The sequence below is a fragment of the Streptomyces sp. NPDC016851 genome (assembly GCF_055562795.1).
The window spans coordinates 221430-237834 of sequence record NZ_JBVHEP010000001.1; the positions used below are offsets into that span (position 1 = coordinate 221430).

Annotated in this window: 16 protein-coding genes and 1 pseudogene; 6 read left to right on the plus strand and 11 right to left on the minus strand. The window is 70.8% G+C overall.

The window, feature by feature from the left end; all coding sequences use genetic code 11:
- Positions 1-2 precede the first annotated feature (2 nt).
- The 5 genes from ACZ3I3_RS00985 to ACZ3I3_RS01005 form a co-directional block, all read right to left on the minus strand.
- Positions 3-641 (minus strand): response regulator transcription factor, encoded by a 639-nt coding sequence (locus ACZ3I3_RS00985; protein WP_356922252.1) that lies wholly within the window; start codon positions 639-641, stop codon positions 3-5.
- Positions 638-1843 (minus strand): sensor histidine kinase, encoded by a 1206-nt coding sequence (locus ACZ3I3_RS00990; protein WP_467361487.1) that lies wholly within the window; start codon positions 1841-1843, stop codon positions 638-640. The genes ACZ3I3_RS00985 and ACZ3I3_RS00990 overlap by 4 nt, the downstream gene beginning before the upstream one ends.
- A 5-nt stretch (positions 1844-1848) precedes the next feature.
- The gene (locus ACZ3I3_RS00995; protein ID WP_467361489.1) at positions 1849-4053 is read right to left on the minus strand and encodes an MMPL family transporter; all 2205 of its coding nucleotides are present in this window, start codon (positions 4051-4053) and stop codon (positions 1849-1851) included.
- Positions 4054-4164: 111 nt separating this feature from the next.
- Complete coding sequence (locus ACZ3I3_RS01000; protein WP_467361491.1) at positions 4165-6147, minus strand: glycoside hydrolase family 97 protein; 1983 nt, start codon at positions 6145-6147, stop codon at positions 4165-4167.
- A 171-nt stretch (positions 6148-6318) separates the two neighbouring features.
- A complete protein-coding gene (locus ACZ3I3_RS01005) occupies positions 6319-7977 on the minus strand; it encodes an alpha/beta hydrolase (RefSeq protein WP_467361493.1) in 1659 nt (552 codons plus the stop codon).
- Positions 7978-8331: 354 nt separating this feature from the next.
- Here ACZ3I3_RS01005 and ACZ3I3_RS01010 point away from each other — a divergent pair, with 354 nt between their 5' ends.
- Positions 8332-8835, plus strand: a complete 504-nt coding sequence (locus ACZ3I3_RS01010; protein WP_467361494.1) for a signal peptide protein — start codon at positions 8332-8334, stop codon at positions 8833-8835.
- A gap of 4 nt (positions 8836-8839) precedes the next feature.
- Here the strand turns inward: ACZ3I3_RS01010 and ACZ3I3_RS01015 are convergent.
- The 4 genes and pseudogenes from ACZ3I3_RS01015 to ACZ3I3_RS01030 all read right to left on the minus strand — a co-directional run.
- Positions 8840-9220, minus strand: a pseudogene (locus tag ACZ3I3_RS01015) (VOC family protein); the annotation flags it as partial.
- 74 nt (positions 9221-9294) lie between these two features.
- Positions 9295-10149 carry a helix-turn-helix domain-containing protein gene (locus ACZ3I3_RS01020; RefSeq protein WP_467361496.1) on the minus strand — a complete coding sequence of 285 codons (855 nt, stop codon included), beginning with the start codon at positions 10147-10149 and terminating at the stop codon, positions 9295-9297.
- Positions 10150-10176: 27 nt separating this feature from the next.
- Positions 10177-10710: a DUF6879 family protein gene (locus tag ACZ3I3_RS01025; RefSeq protein ID WP_467361498.1), complete on the minus strand. Its 534-nt coding sequence runs from the start codon at positions 10708-10710 to the stop codon at positions 10177-10179.
- On the minus strand, positions 10676-10942 hold the full coding sequence (locus ACZ3I3_RS01030; protein WP_467361499.1) for a hypothetical protein: 267 nt from the start codon (positions 10940-10942) through the stop codon (positions 10676-10678). Before ACZ3I3_RS01030 ends, ACZ3I3_RS01025 begins: the two co-directional genes overlap by 35 nt.
- Positions 10943-11104: 162 nt before the next feature.
- Here ACZ3I3_RS01030 and ACZ3I3_RS01035 point away from each other — a divergent pair, with 162 nt between their 5' ends.
- From ACZ3I3_RS01035 to pip, 3 genes are all read left to right on the plus strand, one after another.
- Positions 11105-11674 carry a DUF6415 family natural product biosynthesis protein gene (locus tag ACZ3I3_RS01035; RefSeq protein ID WP_467361501.1) on the plus strand — a complete coding sequence of 190 codons (570 nt, stop codon included), beginning with the start codon at positions 11105-11107 and terminating at the stop codon, positions 11672-11674.
- Entirely contained in the window at positions 11671-12087 is a 417-nt protein-coding gene (locus ACZ3I3_RS01040) for a hypothetical protein (RefSeq protein WP_467361503.1), read from the plus strand. The genes ACZ3I3_RS01035 and ACZ3I3_RS01040 overlap by 4 nt, the downstream gene beginning before the upstream one ends.
- Before the next feature lie 113 nt (positions 12088-12200).
- Entirely contained in the window at positions 12201-13169 is a 969-nt protein-coding gene (gene pip / locus ACZ3I3_RS01045; RefSeq protein WP_467361505.1) for a prolyl aminopeptidase, read from the plus strand.
- Between the two features lie 25 nt (positions 13170-13194).
- On the opposite strand, the gene ACZ3I3_RS01050 is transcribed toward pip, so the two are convergent.
- Positions 13195-14538 carry a BTAD domain-containing putative transcriptional regulator gene (locus tag ACZ3I3_RS01050; RefSeq protein ID WP_467361506.1) on the minus strand — a complete coding sequence of 448 codons (1344 nt, stop codon included), beginning with the start codon at positions 14536-14538 and terminating at the stop codon, positions 13195-13197.
- A gap of 107 nt (positions 14539-14645) precedes the next feature.
- Between ACZ3I3_RS01050 and ACZ3I3_RS01055 the strand changes: the two genes are divergently transcribed.
- Entirely contained in the window at positions 14646-15158 is a 513-nt protein-coding gene (locus ACZ3I3_RS01055) for a hypothetical protein (RefSeq protein WP_467361508.1), read from the plus strand.
- A gap of 34 nt (positions 15159-15192) precedes the next feature.
- On the opposite strand, the gene ACZ3I3_RS01060 is transcribed toward ACZ3I3_RS01055, so the two are convergent.
- Complete coding sequence (locus ACZ3I3_RS01060) at positions 15193-15324, minus strand: hypothetical protein (RefSeq protein WP_467361509.1); 132 nt, start codon at positions 15322-15324, stop codon at positions 15193-15195.
- 790 nt (positions 15325-16114) lie between these two features.
- Here ACZ3I3_RS01060 and ACZ3I3_RS01065 point away from each other — a divergent pair.
- Entirely contained in the window at positions 16115-16405 is a 291-nt protein-coding gene (locus tag ACZ3I3_RS01065) for a hypothetical protein (RefSeq protein WP_467361510.1), read from the plus strand.

Sequence of the window (16405 nt, forward strand, 5' to 3'; positions counted from 1 at the left end):
GCTCAAGGCCGGTGCAGCAGGCCCCGTTCCATCGCCACCACCACCGCCCTCGTGCGGTCGTTGACGTCGAGCTTGGCGAACAGGCGGAGCAGATGGGTCTTCACCGTGGCCTCGGCGATGACGAGGCGGCGGCCGATCTCGGCGTTGGTGAGGCCGTCGGCGACCGCGTTCAGGACGTCCGCCTCCCGGGCGGTGAGCGGGATCTGGGCGGGCTGGCGCATGCGGGCGACCAGGCGTTCGGCGACCCGGGGCGCGAGCACCGTCTCTCCGCGTGCCGCCGCGTGGATCGCGTCGGCCAGTTGCTCACGGGTGGTGTCCTTGAGGAGGTAGCCGATCGCCCCGGCCTCCACCGCGCGCTCGATCTCCGCGTCCGTGTCGTACGTCGTCAGGATCAGGACCCGGGTGCGGGGGAAGCGCGTCACGATCTCGGTCGTGGTGTCCACGCCGTCCAGGACCGGCATCCGCAGGTCGACCAGGGCGACATCGGGCTCGTGGCGCTCGACGAGGGCGAGGGCCGCGCGGCCGTCGCCGGCCTCGCCGACGATCTCGATGCCGGTCTCGGAGGCCAGGAGGGCCACCACTCCGGCCCGCATGACGGTGTGGTCGTCCACGACGATGATGCGCAGAGGGCTGTCCGTCATGCCGTCGCCCCGTTCTCGGAGGCGGTCGGCGGTATCAGCGCCAGCACCCGCGTCCCGTCGCCCAGCGAACTCGTCACCGTCAGTCTCCCGCCCAGCTCCGCCAGCCGTTTGCGCATGCCGTCCAGGCCGAAGCCCGACGACGACTCCACCACGAACCCGGTCCCGTCGTCGGTGATCTCGAGCTCCACGCCGTACGGCTGCCGGGCCAGCACCACCCCGACCGTGGAGGCGCGGGCGTGCTTGCGCACGTTGGCCAGGGACTCCTGGGTGCAGCGCAGCAGCGCGATCCGGGTCTGCTGGTCGCACTCCAGGTCCTCCAGGTCGGCGTCGACGGCGAGGCCGGTGTCCTCCGCGAAACGGTCCAGGGTCCGGCGCAGGGTCTGCGCCACCGAACCGGCGGCCGCCTGCCCGGGGCGCCGGGGCGAGCCGACCAGCTCCCGGGCCTCGGCGAGGTTCTCCCGGGCCGTCGACTCGATCGACCGCAACTGCTGGGCGCTGCGCGCCGGTTCGGAGTCGAGTCCGGCCCGGGCCGCCTCGGCCAGCACGATGATCGAGGCGAAGCCCTGCGCGAGGGTGTCGTGGATCTCGCGTGCCATCCGCTCCCGCTCGTCCGCCGCGCCCTGCCGCTGGTGCGCTTCGGACAACTCGGCCTGCGCCTGCTCCAGTTCGGTGATCAGTCGCGCCCGCTCGGCGCTCTGCCCGACCACCGAATGGGCCCACAGTCCGATCAGCGCCCCCACGGCGACGACGAGCACCGTGGACACGAGCGTCTCGGTGAAGAACTCCACGGTCCAGCCGTCCTGCCGCAGCAGGGCCGCGGCCAGCGTGGCGGCCGCGGCGAGCCCCAGGAACGTCATCGAGGCCTTCGGTGTCCGCCCGAACATCCAGTAGTGCGGCAGCGTCACCATGAACAGCGCCCCGTAGTTGCTCCGCAGATACGCCAGCCCGCCGAGCGCGACCACCAGCACCGACAGATAGACGTGCGGCCGTACGACCGGATTGGCCGGGAAGCGGTCCAGGACCGCGTACGACAGCACCACCCCGCCCAGCAGGGCCAGTGCCACGTACTTGCTCTCGCCGGGCCGGTCGATGGCGACGAGCCCGGCGGCCATCACGGCGAACAGCAGCCAGCACACCGTGTTCCAGCGGCGCAGTGACGTGGCCCAGAGGGCGTCGGGGGCGGCCCCGGCGAGAGCGGTCATGCCGATCAACGTACGTCGACCGCCGGACGGGAGGGAGACCTTTTCTCCGGGGCGGCCGCCGCCCGCCGTCCCGGGCGCGAGGGCCACCAACTCGCCTCGCCCAGCAGCAGCATCGCCGCCGGCAGCACCATGACCCGGACCACGAACGCGTCGATCAGCACGGCCGCCGCCAGGACGAAGCCCATCTGCTTCATCTCGATGATGTGCAGGAAGACGAAGCTCGTGAACACGGTCGTCATCACCGCCGCCGCGCTGGTCACCACGCTCGCCGAGGAGCGGATCCCGTCCAGCACGGCCTGCCGCGTGGGCACGCCCGCGAGCGCCGCCTCGCGGATGCGGCTCACGACGAACACCTGGTAGTCCATCGACAGACCGAACAGGATCACGAAGAGGAACAGCGGCACGCGCGACCCGATCGACCCGGTGGACTCGAAGTCCAGCAGCCCCTCGGCCCACGTCCCCTGGAAGACCAGCACGAGCAGCCCGAGCGCCGCCGCCGCGGACAGCAGGTTCAGGGCGACGCCGAGCAGCCCGAGCACCACCGAACGGAAGGCGTACACGGTCATCGCGAACGTCACCAGCAGCAACGCGCCCAGCACCAGGGGCAGTTTGCCGTTCTGGTGGGCGGGATAGTCGGCGTAGCGGGCGACGTCCCCGGACACGCCGTACTCGGCACCGGTGATCCGGCCGACGGTCGCGGGCAGGAAGCCGTCCCGCAGCCGGTCCAGGGAGTCGTACGCCTCGTCCGAGTTGCCGAGGTGCGGCACCTTCAGTTCGAGGGTGTGGGTGCGGTCGTCGGCGGAGGCGCGGACGCGCGAGGCGCCGCTGAACAGCGGGTCGGCCTCGGCCCGCCCGGCCACCTCGCGCAGCGCGTCGGAGACCTCCCCCGACCGTGAGGCGTCGGCACGCACGACGACCTGGTGGGTCACCCGACGCTCCGGGAACGCCTCGTTGAGCCGGTCGTAGACCTGCATCGCGGGGATGTCGCGGGAGTGCGTGTCCCGGCTCATCTCGGTGAGCTTCAGTCCGGCCAGCGGGACGACGAGGGCGAGGAGCGCGAGGACCGAGACGCACAGGGTGGCGAGGGGGTGCCGGGCCGCGGGCCGCAGGAGAGCACTCCACACCCGGCCGCCGCTGGTCCCGCCGCGCACCCGGCGTACGGGCTTGCCGCGCTCGGCCCGCCGCTGTGCCCGGCGTTCCGCCCGCCGCCCGAGCTTGACGAGCAGCGCGGGCAGGGCCGTCAGCGAACTGGCCACCGCGACCAGGACGACCACGATGGTGCCGGTGGCGAGGGAGGAGAAGATCACGTCGGAGGCCAGGTACAGCGTCGCCGTGGAGGCGACCACGGCCAACCCGGAGACGACGACCGCCCGGCCCGAGGTCGCGGCGGCCAGCTCCACCAGCGCCTCGGAGGAGAGCCGCCCGCCGGAGCGGGCCCGTTCCTCCCGCTCCCGCTTGAGGTAGAAGAGCGTGTAGTCGACGCCGACCGCGAGGCCGATCATCAGGATGACGTTCGTGCCGACCCCGGCGTCGGGCGACACGTGCGAGACGACCATGGAGAGCCCGACCGCCGCCGCGATCGACGACAGCGCCAGCAGCAGCGGCACCCCGGCCATGGTCACCGACCCGAACACCACCAGCAGCGTGAGCAGGGTGACCGGCAGGGTGATCGCCTCGGACAGGGCCAGGTCGTCACTGCGCTGCTGGTCGACTCCCTTGCTGACGGAGGGACTTCCGGTCTCCTCCAGCAGCAGCCCGGGGTGGCTCTTCTGCACCGCCGAGGTCTGCGCCACGAGCGCGTCGACCTTGTCCTTGGCGTCCCGCTCCTCGCCCTTCAGCGCCACCTCGACCATCAGGGTCCGTCTGTCCTCGGACAGCAGCGGGCCGGCCACGCCCGCCACGTCGGGCAGCCGCCGCATCCGGTCGGTCAGATCGTGCGCGGCGGCCCGGGCGGCGCCCTCGTCGAGAGCACCGCCCGAGCGGGAGGAGATCAGCACCTGCTCGGTGGCCCTGCGCTCCAGATGCGCCTCGGCCGCCAGGGCCTCGGCACGGCCGGCCTCGCCGACCCGGTAGTCCGCCGTCGTCGCACTGTTCGTGCCGACGGCACTGCCGGCCCCCAGACACAGGGCCACGAACACCAGCCAGCCGGCGATCGCCCGCCAGGGGTGCCGCGCACTCCAGCGCGCCACCCGCACAGTTAATGAGTTCATGCCCAAAAGCCTGGCTGAGCTGGGCAGTTGCCGGACAGAGGTACTCGGTTGAACCTGCCGTCCACCGGCCGGTGGACGGCGGCACTGGGGAAAACCCCACCTTCTCCCGGATCAGCTCGGGGCCAGGACGACCGCCTGGCCGCCCGCCGGGGCCATGGCCACGTCGAGCGTGTCGGCGGCGGTGACGGTCCGGGTGCCGACCACGACCGGGGTCCGGAACGGGCTGGAGCCCGGGGTGCCGTCGGCGTAGACCGTCGCCGTGTAGGTGCCGCTGCCGAGGAAGGACAGGGGCAGGGACAGCGTCCTGGACGACTCGTTCGTCATCGCGCCCAGGTACCAGGTGGCGCCGCTGCGGCGGGCGACCGCGATGTACTCGCCGATCGCGCCGGCCAGGGTGCGGCTCTCGTCCCAGGTCACCGGGACGGCGTTGAACCACGGCAGGCCGGGCCAGTTCGCCGGGTTGCCGTACTTGGACGGCTTGTCGTACCAGAAGAGGAAGTTGAGGGGCTGGTAGTAGACGGCCGCCATCGCCATCTGGTGGGCGTTGGTCGTCTTGTCGCGGGACTGGCCGTAGCAGATCGTGTAGTCCATCGGGCCGCCGATGTTGCGGGCGAACGGCAGCGTCACGTTGTGGGTGGCGGTCGGGAACTGCTCGTTGCCGCGCACGCCTTCCAGGCTGATCCAGTTCGGGTACGTCCGCTCGTAGCCGAACGGCCGGACGTCGTCGTGCATGTCGATCAGCAGCCGGTACTTGGCGGCCGTCTTCGCCCAGTCGGTGATCTGGTTGGTCATCGTCTGCGTGCCGTCGTTGATGAAGCCGAGCTTGATGCCCCGCACGCCCCAGCCCTTGTAGAGGCCGAAGAGGGAGTCGGCGTCGGTCAGCGCGAGCCGGTTGACGTAGAGGAAGACGCCGATGCCCTTGCTCGTGGCGTACGCGATGACCGAGGGCAGGTCGATCGCGGCGATCGGCTTCGTGGCGTCCGGGGTGGTGAACTCCGGGCCGTACCAGCCGGCGTCGTACTCGATGTACTCAAGGCCCCGGGCCACGGCGAAGTCGACGCCCGCCAGGCCGGCGGCGGTCGAGAGCTCGCAGCGGAAGACCTTGCCGGGCTTGATCCAGGAGGTGTCGGTCAGGGCGTTCGGCGGCACCAGGTTGAGCACCAGCTCGGCGTTGTCGACGAGTTCGGCGTGGGTGGCCCCGATCACCACCGCGCGCCAGGGCGTGGCGAAGGGCGTGGTGACGGTGGAGGCCGTCTCCACGGGGCCGGTGCCGCGGGCGGTGTGCTCCATCAGGAAGGCGGAGAGGGTGTTCGGCTCACCGGCGACCGAACCCAGCATCAGCCGGGGGTAGTCGAGGCGCGCGGACTCGCAGACGCAGGCGATGAGCCCGCCGGTGAGGGTGGCGGTGAGCGGGAGGTCGGTGAGCGGGCCGTTGTCCGTGGTGGATGTGCCGGTGACGGGGATGGAGCCCGGCGCGACCGGCTCGTAGGCGTTCTCGTCGCGGGCGCTGTAGACGGTGGTGCCGTCGGGGAAGACGAACGTGGTCAGCTCGTCGGCGACGGTGGCGGTGCCCTCGCCGAGGAGGAGGTAGCGCAGGGCGACGCCGGTCCGGTACGCGCGGACCTGGACGCCGAAGCGGGTGCCCGAGGTGCGGTCCTCCAGGTCCCAGCGCTGTTCCTGGTAGTGGTCGGTGACGGTCGCGTTGCGGCCGTAGACCGGGGTCCAGGTGGTGCGGTGGGTGCCGTACCGCTCCCGGACCACCCGGACGTCGGAGCCGAGGACGGTGCCGTCGCCGAGCCTGAGGCCCAGGGCCGAGGAGTCGATCACCGTGCGGCCGTTGCGGCGGGCGGACCAGCGCAGGGCGCCGTCCACCAGGGACAGGGTGACTGCGGTGCCGCCCATCCGGGCGGTGACGCTCTCCGGGCGGCCCGGCTGGACGTCCTCGGCCCAGGCGGGCCGGGCCGTGGCGATCCCGGCCGCGGCCAGCCCGGCGGTGACGGCCGCGCCCTTGAGCACGACCCGGCGGGAGGCGGGCACCCGGCGGCCGGCCGTTCTGTCCGCGGCGGGCTCTTCCCGGTCTCCAGAGGCTCTCATCGTGGGGACCTTCCCTTGCGGTAAGTGGTAGTAACCGGTTTCTGCGAGTGCAGTTCTACGTGCCCGCGCAAGAGGGGGTCAAGGGTCGGGCGGCACAGGAAACGCGCACACCCCGGGTCCGGGCCCGGTGAGGCCCGGCACCGGGGTGCCGTGGTGGGGTTCTGCGGTCGGTCAGCGCAGGGAGCCGAGGCGGTCCAGACGGTCGTTCACACCGTTGCGGAGCTCGCCGAGGGTCGTGCCCGGAGGGGCCACCTTCGGTGTCGCGGACGGCGGCTGGGTCTCGTCCGCGCAGGTCGTACCGCGCGCCGGGACCTTCAGGTCCGCCAGGTATCCGGTGACGGCGTCCGTCGCGCAGGCGCTGCGCCCGAAGGCGGTGTGGCCCTCGGCCTCGAAGGTCAGCAGCCGGCCGTTGTCGAGCGTGCGGGACAGGGCCACCGCGTCCCGGTACGGGGTGTCCGGGTCACCGGTCGTGCCGAGCACGAGGATCGGCGCGGAGCCCTTCGCCCGGAAGGAACCGTCGTAGCGGCTGGGCTTCTCGCCGGTCCACTGGGCGCACGTGGTGGCGTGCTGGTGGTCGTAGAGCGGCGGGCCGAACGCCATGGCCGGGCCGAGCAGCGGGGCCAGCTTGGCGTTGGTGGTGACCTGCCGCTTCAGCAGGGCCGGGCTGCGCGGGTAGTCCTTGTCGACGCACTCGACCACGACGTTCGGGTTGAGGAAGTCGAAGCTGGCCGGGGACGGCGGCCGGAGCAGGAACGAGGTGGTGTCGCGCTGCTGGGCCTTGCGCAGGGCCTGGCCGAGTGAGGGCCAGATGACCTTGCCCTCGTTGATGTTGAACATGAGGCGGTAGACGACGGTGTAGCCGTTCGCCTGACCGCCGTTCGCGGTCGGTACGGGGTTGGCGTCGAGGTCGGCCTTGAGCTTCTCGAACGCGGCCCGGGGGTCGCCGTCCCCGAACCCGCACGTCTCCTGGTCCGCCTTGCACCAGTCCAGGAAGCGGCTCATCGCGCCGTCCAGAGCCAGGTACTGGGGCCGGTCGTAGGCGTACGGCTGGTTCGCGTAGTGCTCGGGGTCGTACCCGCCGTCGAGGACGAGGGCGCGCACCCGCTCGGGGAACATCGCGGCGTAGACGGTCCCGATGTAACTCCCGAACGACCTCCCGTAGTACGTCAGTTGCTCCTCCCCCAGAGCCTGACGCAGCAGATCGATGTCACGGGCGACGTACCCGGTGCCCACGTACGGCGCCAGCTCGCCCGCGTTGTCCTTGCAGGCCTGGTCGAACGCGGCGCCCTGGCGGACGGCGGACTCGTAGGCGTCCGGGCCGGGGGCGCCCTTGGCGGCGGTGACGGCCTGCGTGTACGTCGGGTCGTCCCAGCAGGTGACCGCCGAACTGCGCGCGACGCCGCGTACGTCGTATCCGAAGACGTCGAAGGAGTCGCGCAGGGCGGCGGGCAGGCCGGCGTAGTTGCCGCGTACGAAGTCCACGCCGGAGTTGCCGGGCCCGCCGGGCTGGAGGAAGAGCGTGCCCTTCTTCTTGGCCTGGTCCGGGGCCTTCTTGCGGATGACCGCGAGGGTGATGGTCTTGCCCTGCGGGTCGCGGTAGTCCAACGGCACGTCGGCGTTGGCGCATTCGAAGCCGCCCTGGCAGTCGGACCAGGACAGGGACGGCACAGTCGGCTGCCCGTCGCCGCCCTCGGGCTGGGTGGCAATCGCCTGGGCGGCGGTTCCGGCGACGGCGAAGGAGACGGCGGCGGCGAGGGCGATCCTCAGACGCGGGAAGCGTCTGCCCGCGCGGGTGCCGGACCGTCTCGGTCCATGAGCTTGCTCGGTCACTGTGGTGATTCCCCTCGGGCGCGGCGCGTGTGCCGTGGAGCACCCTGTGGTGCGGCTGGGTCGTTGAAGTTTCTAGCTCAACTGGAGAGGGAAGGGAACGACGATCACTCTTGTGGCCCGTCTTCCACGTGATCTCCCCACTACCCGGCGGTAGTTGCGATGCCGTTCACTTCCGGAACGGTGGAGGGTACGCGCATCCGACACCGGCCGCCTCGGCCGCTCGGCCGATCCGCGGGGCGGGGGGCCGCTGCCTACGCTTGACTGCGTAGTCTGAGGCCACGCCTGGCCAAGTCCGCCATCCGGGCGCCTGGTTCACCCGAGCAAAACCCTCCCCCACTCGAAGGACCACCCCACGTGTCGTTGTCGAAAAACAGTCGTCTCAAAGTCGCCCTCCTCGCCGCCGCTGTCGCGATCACCGGCCTGACCACGGCGGGCCCGGCCCTCGCGGCCGCGCCGACGGCCCCCGCGGCGGCCTCCCAGACACAGGACCCCGCCATACCCACCGACTTCGTGACCCAGCCCACGAGCCCCCTCCGGCCCGAGGGAAGCCAGGAGGTCACGCTCACCTACCGCAACACCACGCCGAAGCCCACGACCGTCGCCCCCCAACTCCTGCTGACGTTCCCGGACACCGGGCCGTACCTGTCACCGTCGGACGTCAAGGTGGAGCGGCGCACGGGACACGGCTGCTGGGTGCCCGTGCCGCTGGGCAGCCAGACGGGGACGCTGTTCACGGATCTCGTGGGGGCGCGGCAGACGTTGAGGGCGGGGGAGACGCTCAGGGAGCGGTACCGGGTGACTGTGCTGAATCCGAAGGCTGGGGGGACGGTGGAGCCGCGGGTGGCGTTGTACGGCTGACCTCGGAATGCGCGGCGGCCCGGTCGGACTCACTGCGCAGAACGCAGAATTCGTTGCCTTCGGGATCAGCGAGGATCACCCAGTCCGAACCGTCGGGATTGCGGTGATCCGCGACGAAGGTGGCACCGAGACCCAGCAGCCGGCCCACCTCCTGGTCGCGCGAGGTCTCAGGGCGCAAGCACAGATGGATCCGGTTCTTGACCGTCTTGGCCTCGGGCACCTGGTTGAAGTACAGCACCGGACCCTCCGCCAGCAGCACCTGAGTCTCCCGGGCGCCCGGCCGGTCCTCCGGATGCAGCGGGCGCCCGGTCGCACTGCTCCAGAACCGAGCGAGCTCGTAGGCATCCGCACAGTCAATCGCCACGTTCTGCACAACAGAGACCATGCGCGCGAGCCTTCCTGATCTTGATGCCGAGCGCCATCGGGTTGCGCGCATTCCCGCTGACTGGCGTCGCCGTATCAATGCAGGGCGTCGATGGCCCGAACGATCAACGCTCGGGCCTCCGCTCCGTACACGGCGTCACCACGGAGCTGTTCGAATGCGCGAAGGTACAGGGCGATCTCGGAGGGCTGGGTGATTTTCACTCTGGCCGAGACGAGTTCGACGGACACCAGCCGGTCGTCGTAGACGTGGAAAGTCTCGCGTGGCCACTGGGCCCGGTCGGGCGCGGACATGGGGATGATGCCCAGGGATACCTGGGGCAAGGCTCCCGCAGTGAGCAGGTATCCCAGTTGGGCAGCCATCTCGTCGGCACCGCAGATCCGGTGCCGTAGGGCGCCCTCTTCGACGACGAACACGAAACGGTGCCCCGGCTCGTGGATCACGCGAGAGCGCTCGACGCGGGCACGTGCGGCTTCGGCACTGTCGTCAACCGGGACATCCCGGAAACGTGAGCTGATCCCGAGGACCCCCGCGGCGTAACCCTCGGTCTGGAGGAGCCCCGGCACCAGCGTCGAGGAGTAGACCCGGAACAACTCGGTGTCCCGGAAGAGACGGGGCTCGCTGCCCTGCAAAGCCTTGAGCCCGGCACGCACTTGGGTCCGCCATTCCGTGTACATGGACTCGGCGTGGAGAGACTGGCCGATAAGGCCCTCAGCTTGGTCGACGGCGCCGCAGGCCGTGCACCACTTGCGGATGTCGGTGGCGGTGGGCGCCGTGCGCGCGTTCTCGATCCGAGAGGTCTTGGCGTGATGCCACTCGCACCGAACGGCCAGCTCAGTGACCGTCAGACCTGCGGTCTTGCGCAGGTCGCGCAGCCGCTGGGCAACTACCTCGCGCGCAGCCTGGGCGGACGACGAGGGTGAGATGGGCATGAGCTGGCCTGTCCGGTGCGTGCTGGGTCAGTGGATCTCGTACTGGTCGTGCGGGACGGCGCGCGACCATACGGCATCGAAAGCCCTGGCGCACAGCTTTACGGCCGCCGGATCTTCGGACACTTCCCCGCCGGCGGAAACGCCGTCGCCGGTGAAGTGGTTCCAGTAGATCGTGCGGTCGTCGAACAGCCAGAAGTCATTGCCGGGTAGCGCGAGTTCGGATGCCTGGCGCCGAGGAAGCCAGCGTACGAGTTCACCTGCGACGACGTTCGTGAAGGTGAAGCTGTGCAGGAACCGGGTGTATTCGCTGACCGGTTCCGACACGATCCGAGCTCGTCTGATCACGACGCCGCGTGCGACCGTCTCCTCGACCAGGCTGAGCCAGGGCCGCCACCAGGAGGCCCGGTCGGCGGGATCGTGCCGGTATCCGCGGCGCCACTCGGCGAACGGTCCGGACTCGTAGTCGACGGCGTACGTGTCCCGCATCTCGAGGTGGACGGCGGAACGGGTGGCACCGGCGAGCAGGTCAGTGAAAGCGGGCGGCGGCACGCTCGGCGACATCGCACGCCTCCCTGATCATCGGAACCATCCTGGCGGGGATACGGACCACGGCCTCGTTCTCGGGAATGCCGACCGCGTGGCCCGGCACTTCGAACGCGGCTACCTCCGCTTCGAGTTCAGGCGACGGCTTCCACCCCTGAAAGACGAGTTCCTGCCTCTCCCCGTCCACCCAGACGGTAGGTGACTCGTGATCTCCGGTGTTCGGGTCGATGCCGATGAACAGTAGCGGCACGGCTGCCTCCGTCTCTGTGATGTGCAGGACTGTGCAACACGCCGACCCCGACCGGGCCGCCAGTCAAGATGTCATAGCGGACATCAGTCGAGAGAGTGAGACGGCTGCACATATGTGCACAGGCCTGGAGGTGCGGCCCCCACTGCGACGAGCGTCGACACCATGAGCGCTATGACACTGACGACGGTTGCCACGGACCCGCCAGACCTCGTGGCCATGCTTCGGACCGCGCGGCTTCTGGGCCCCGACTCCGGGCCGGACGCCCTCCCGCCCGTCGACGAGGAGCTGGACACACTCATCGCCCAACTGCGCGGTCACCTCGAACTGCTGGTGCCCGAGGTCGAGCAGGCGGCCGGGCGGCTGCCGGTGAACAGCCCGACCCGCCACGGCGCCCTGACCTGTGCCGGAGAGGCCCGCCGCAAGCTCCGCGTTCCCGAACCGAGCTGTGCCCGGCTGAGCGGCAGCGTGATGTACGCCCGCGGGCTCGCCCGCGTCCTGGTCGCCCTGTGCGAGCACTACGAGATCGTCAGCGCGGGGGTGGCCGAGACGCCCGAGCAGAGCGCGTTCGTGCGCCTGGCGGACCACTGCCTGACGTGTCCGACCTGCCGGGCGATGGACGAGGAGGGCGCGAACCTCGGGCTCCCCTGCGAGATCCACGATCGGCTGTACGACGAGTACCGGGAAGCCCGGGCCCGGGGTCGCCGCCGACGCCCTGTGGGGGTTCTGGCGTGACCACCGGCGGCACCACGATGCCCGACGCTGATGACGACGCCGACGACGCCGGGTTTCGAGAGCTGTGCGAGCAGCTGGTGCGTACTGCGACGTCGCCCCTCGAACGGGCGGCCGTCCAGGCACTGGTCGAGGAGCGGACGATCCTGGAGGTGACCGCCGTACGGCACGCCCTGATCGTCGACACCGAGCACGGCCCGACGGCTCACTTCGAAGGGCTGTCGGGGTGGCAGCACACGCTCGGCCTCGACGAGGAGCAGCGCTCGTTCCTCGGTCTGGTCCTGTCGATGGTGGGCATCGGGCTCACCACCGTCGCGTCCGTGCAGGACCTCGACGAACGCCGCCTGCCGATCATCCTGCGGGCGATACTGCGGCTCGCGGGCAACGAGACGATCGCCGTCGGCACTCGTATGTAGTCCACCGAGTCGGCAAGGCGACACCATGTCTCAGCCGCGCAACGGCCCGGCCAGAAACGGGGATGCTGTCGTAGCTGTCATATCCGTCGAGAGCCGAGGAGAGTGCGTCGCGCATGGCCGAGCTCCATCCCCCCATCGAGCCGTACGAGCACGGCATGCTCGACGTCGGTGACGGCAACCGCGTCTACTGGGAGAGCTGCGGGAACCCGGCCGGCAAGCCCGCCCTCGTCCTGCACGGCGGGCCCGGCTCCGGCGCGGGGCCGTTCTGGCGTCGGCTGTTCGACCCGGCGGCGTACCGCATCGTGCTCTTCGACCAGCGCGGGTGCGGCCGCAGCACACCCGACGCCGCCGATCCGCGGACCTCGCTCGACACCAACACGACGCCCCGTCTGATCGCCGACATCGAGCTGCTCCGGCAGCACCTCGGCATCGGGGAATGGCTCGTCCTCGGCGGCTCCTGGGGCGTGACCCTCGCGCTGGCCTACGCCGAGCAGCACCCGGGGCGCGTGTCCGAGCTGGTCCTCTTCAGCGTCACCAACACCACGCACCGCGAGGTCGAATGGGTCACGCGGGACATGGGGCGGATCTTCCCCGAGGAGTGGGCCCGGTTCCGTGACACCGTCCCCGAGGGCGAGCGCGACGGCAACCTGGTGGACGCCTACGCCCGGATGCTCGCCGACCCGGACCCGGCCGTACGGGAGCGGGCCGCGCGGGAGTGGTGCCGGTGGGAGGACGTGCACGTGTCGACGCACCCCGGGCACCGGCCCGACCCCCGCTTCGAGGACCCGCGCTTCCGGCTGCGCTTCGCCCGTCTCGTCACGCACTACTGGCGGCACGCCGGCTTCCTGGAGGACGGGGCGCTGCTGCGCGACGCCGGGAAACTGGCGGGCATCCCCGGCGTGCTGATCCACGGACGGATGGACATCAGCGGCCCTCCGGACGTGGCGTGGCGGCTGGCCCAGGTGTGGCCGGACGCGCAGCTCGTGCTGATCGGCGAGGAGGGGCACGGGCTGTCGGGCGACGCGACGACGGAGGCGGTGCTGGCGGCGACGGACCGGTTCCGGCCGGTCCGCTCCGCATGAGAAAGGCCCCCGCCTGACTGACCTGTCACCGGCCCCCGGCCGACCGCTTGGCACCGCACGTCGCCAGACTGCACCACCGGCGCCGCCCGCTCTCGTCGAGGAACAGCCAGCCGCAGTCCCGGCTGGGGCAGCCGCGGACAGTGAAGCGCCGCGGGTCGGCGAGCAGTTCGCCCGCGCTGCGGGCCACCGCGCAGACGGGCAGGCGCAGTCCGGCGGCGGGCGAGGGCTGCCAGCGTCCTAGACCGTCCTCGCCGCGCGTGAAGACCGACAGCCGCGCGGCGTCCTCCACCGCAGCGGCCACCGCCTTGAACGCCCGGCCGTCCTGCGGATCGGTCAGACAGGCGTACAGGTCCGTACGCAACCGCCGGGCCTCGTCGAGGACGGCGGCGGCCTCGGCCGGCTGCCGCAGGGCCTCTTCCCGCAGGCGGGTGACCTGCCGGTCCTCGATCAGGTCGAGGTGGCCGGCCCATACGGCGAGCGTGGCGTAGCCGCGCAGCCACTCCGACCCGGGCAGCGGCTCCCCGCCCCACCCGGCGTAGGTGTTGCAGAACTCCAGCGCGGGGTGTCCGCTCGTACTCCACGGCAGCCACTGGTCGCCGACCCGCACCGCGTAGACGGGCCCGGGGGGCCGGTCGAGCCGGGGGTCGGCGCGCAGCACGCGCTCGTGCAGGGTGCGGAGTTCGCCGTTCGGTTCGACGCCGAGTTCGCTCGCCAGCAGCGTGTGCGTGCTGCGATACAGCTGGAGCGCATCGGCCTGGCGGCCCGCGCGGTACAGGGCGGTCATCTGGGCGCCGACCAGCCGTTCACGGGTCGGGTGCTCTTCCAGCAGCGGCGTCAGGTCCGCCACGACACGGTCGTGCAGCCCCATGGCGAGCTGGGTCTCGGCTCGCCGCTCCACGGCGGACAGGCGCAGTTCGCCCAGCGTGCCGCCGAGGCGGGTGCGCAGCCGTTCGTCGGCCACGTCCGCGAGCAGCGGGCCGCGCCACAGCCCGAGGGCCTGGTCGTACAGGCGGATCCGCTCCGCGGGATCAGCACAGTCCGCCGCCTGCCCGACGAGCCCGGCGAACTCCTGGGCGTCGATCCCATGAGGGCCCTGCTCCACGGCATAACCGTCGTGCCGGGTCTCGACGGACACCCCGTGCGGCCTGAGCGCGGCACGCAGGCGGCCGACGTAGGTGTGGACGGTGGCGCGGGCGGCGGCGGGCGGCTCGTCCTCCCACAGCAGGTCGATGAGGCGGTCTGTCGTGACCGCGCGGCCCGCGTGCAGCAGCAGGACCCCCAGCAGGCACCGCTCCTGGCGGCGGCTGCCCACCAGCACCTGCCGTCCCTCGTGGCGGGCGGCGAACGGACCGAGCAGTTGGAACTCCATGGCTGTCCGGCAGCCTAACGGGACGTCGATGGTCAGGCTTTGGTCAGAGGCCGGGCAGAGACTGGCGCACGCCCCTTCCATCCACCCGTCTCATCCCAGGGAGAACCATGCGCCGAACAGCTCTCGCCACGCTGGCACTTGCCGCCGTGCTCGTCGGGACGCAGCCCGCGTCCGCGTCCACTGAGCCGGCGCAGGGCTGGGAACCGGCACCCTCCGCGCCGTGGGACGTCAGCGCCGGTGCGCGGTGCGACTTCCCCGTCCACGGGGAGCCGGTCGTCGACGAGGTGGTGCGGCGCGTGCTGAGCACCTACCCCGACGGCTCCGTGCGGCGGGTCGCGTACAAGGGCGATCTGGTCGTACGCGTCACGAACACTGACACCGGCGCCTCCTACGACGCCGACGCGAGCGGCTCGGCCGTCGTCGAGCACCGGCCCGACGGTTCCCAGCGCTGGGCCGTGCACGGGCCAGTGCTCGTCGGAGTCGGCCAGGACCAGGGGACCCTGCCCCGGGGCCTGTACCTCGTCGACGGCGTCTACACGATGGACATCAGCTCCACCGGATACAAGTCCGTACGCCTCCTCCACGGGACGACGGACGACCTGTGCGCGCACGTCGACTGAACGGGTCTGCCCTCCCCGATGCCCGGACCCGGGCTCAGTGCGCGTCGTAGATGCCCTGGTAGTGGGCCAGCGCCGTCTCGCGGACCTTCTGGTCGCTCCAGGATGCGAAGCGGTCGGGGGCCAGCCGGTCGGGGGCGACGAGCGGGTCGCCGGTCTCCAGCAGCATGTTCGCGAGCTGGCGGTCGACGCCGCCGGCGTGCGTGACCCAGGACGCCTCGGCGAACCACAGTCCGACGAGCCCGGCGGCGGGTCCGACGGAGTTCGTCGGGGGTCATGGCGAACACGCCGTTGGGGTGGCGTCCCCTGGGAGCGGTGCGGAACGCCGGCACGAGCCTGGTGGCCTCTTCGAGGGCGGCACCGAAGTCCGCCGGTTCATCGATGACGGACCGGAGTTATCGGTCGCAAACCAGCACCCGGCTTACTGCTGCTGCCGTCATCGAGTCGTCAGCCAAGCCGTGAGCGCGGAGGCGCCGCACATTGCGAGGACCGTCACCAGGCGTACCGGCACCCGCTGAAGGGTCATGCGGAACCCGCGAACTCGGACCTCTAGATCGGGAGTGCGCTGGTCTGCGGTCATGACCTCACCTTTCACCAATGTTTGTGGGCCTGGAAGTGGTGTGGTGTTGAAGTTAAGGGCGCCCAAGCCTTGTCTGGCAATCCAGAGTTGCGTGTGAAAGCTCACTAGCTTTTCAAGACCCTGAGGCCTCGCTCCCGATGAGCCGGCGGCCTGATGCGCGCGGTAGTGACCTCACGGCGGGCCCAGATGATCCTTTCGTTCACCAGCGCCGACCTGGAAAACCTCGCGCGGCCCTGACTATGGGGCCAAGCCAGCGAGGATCGAGCACTTCTGCATGCAGTGGTCGACAGGCGAACGTGACGGGGCGTGTCCGCTGCACTTGCGGTGACCGAAAGAGTGCCCAGACTGAAGGGAAGGTTCGAGTGGAGGTGACCTTTTCATGGCCAGGATCACGCGGGAGACCGAGAATGAGTCGATCAAGGAGATCGAGCTTTTCGACCTCGACTTGAGCGAGGCAGAAAAGGAATTGTTTCGGTCGGCCCCCGAGCAGTTCGCCAAGGATTTCCTCGAAAGTGAAGGATTCACTGTCAATCGCATCGTCGTCGAGCGGCGTCTGCAGGGCGACGACGACACCGACCCCGGTTTCTGCGACAGGCCGTTGAAGCTGGTCCACGCCAAGGTGGGGAGCCTGAACTCCACCTGGATCTGGCTGTGCCCGCACCCCATCTAG

What these genes read in the sequence shown, in the direction of transcription:
- ACZ3I3_RS00985 (WP_356922252.1), bottom strand. Translation starts at nt 641, where the DNA reads ATGACGGACAGCCCTCTGCGCATCATCGTCGTGGACGACCACACCGTC.
- ACZ3I3_RS00990 (WP_467361487.1), bottom strand. Translation starts at nt 1,843, where the DNA reads ATGACCGCTCTCGCCGGGGCCGCCCCCGACGCCCTCTGGGCCACGTCA.
- ACZ3I3_RS00995 (WP_467361489.1), bottom strand. Translation starts at nt 4,053, where the DNA reads ATGAACTCATTAACTGTGCGGGTGGCGCGCTGGAGTGCGCGGCACCCC.
- ACZ3I3_RS01000 (WP_467361491.1), bottom strand. Translation starts at nt 6,147, where the DNA reads ATGAGAGCCTCTGGAGACCGGGAAGAGCCCGCCGCGGACAGAACGGCC.
- ACZ3I3_RS01020 (WP_467361496.1), bottom strand. Translation starts at nt 10,149, where the DNA reads ATGCCCATCTCACCCTCGTCGTCCGCCCAGGCTGCGCGCGAGGTAGTT.
- ACZ3I3_RS01025 (WP_467361498.1), bottom strand. Translation starts at nt 10,710, where the DNA reads ATGTCGCCGAGCGTGCCGCCGCCCGCTTTCACTGACCTGCTCGCCGGT.
- ACZ3I3_RS01035 (WP_467361501.1), top strand. Translation starts at nt 11,105, where the DNA reads ATGAGCGCTATGACACTGACGACGGTTGCCACGGACCCGCCAGACCTC.
- pip (WP_467361505.1), top strand. Translation starts at nt 12,201, where the DNA reads ATGGCCGAGCTCCATCCCCCCATCGAGCCGTACGAGCACGGCATGCTC.
- ACZ3I3_RS01050 (WP_467361506.1), bottom strand. Translation starts at nt 14,538, where the DNA reads ATGGAGTTCCAACTGCTCGGTCCGTTCGCCGCCCGCCACGAGGGACGG.
- ACZ3I3_RS01055 (WP_467361508.1), top strand. Translation starts at nt 14,646, where the DNA reads ATGCGCCGAACAGCTCTCGCCACGCTGGCACTTGCCGCCGTGCTCGTC.
- ACZ3I3_RS01060 (WP_467361509.1), bottom strand. Translation starts at nt 15,324, where the DNA reads ATGCTGCTGGAGACCGGCGACCCGCTCGTCGCCCCCGACCGGCTGGCC.
- ACZ3I3_RS01065 (WP_467361510.1), top strand. Translation starts at nt 16,115, where the DNA reads ATGGCCAGGATCACGCGGGAGACCGAGAATGAGTCGATCAAGGAGATC.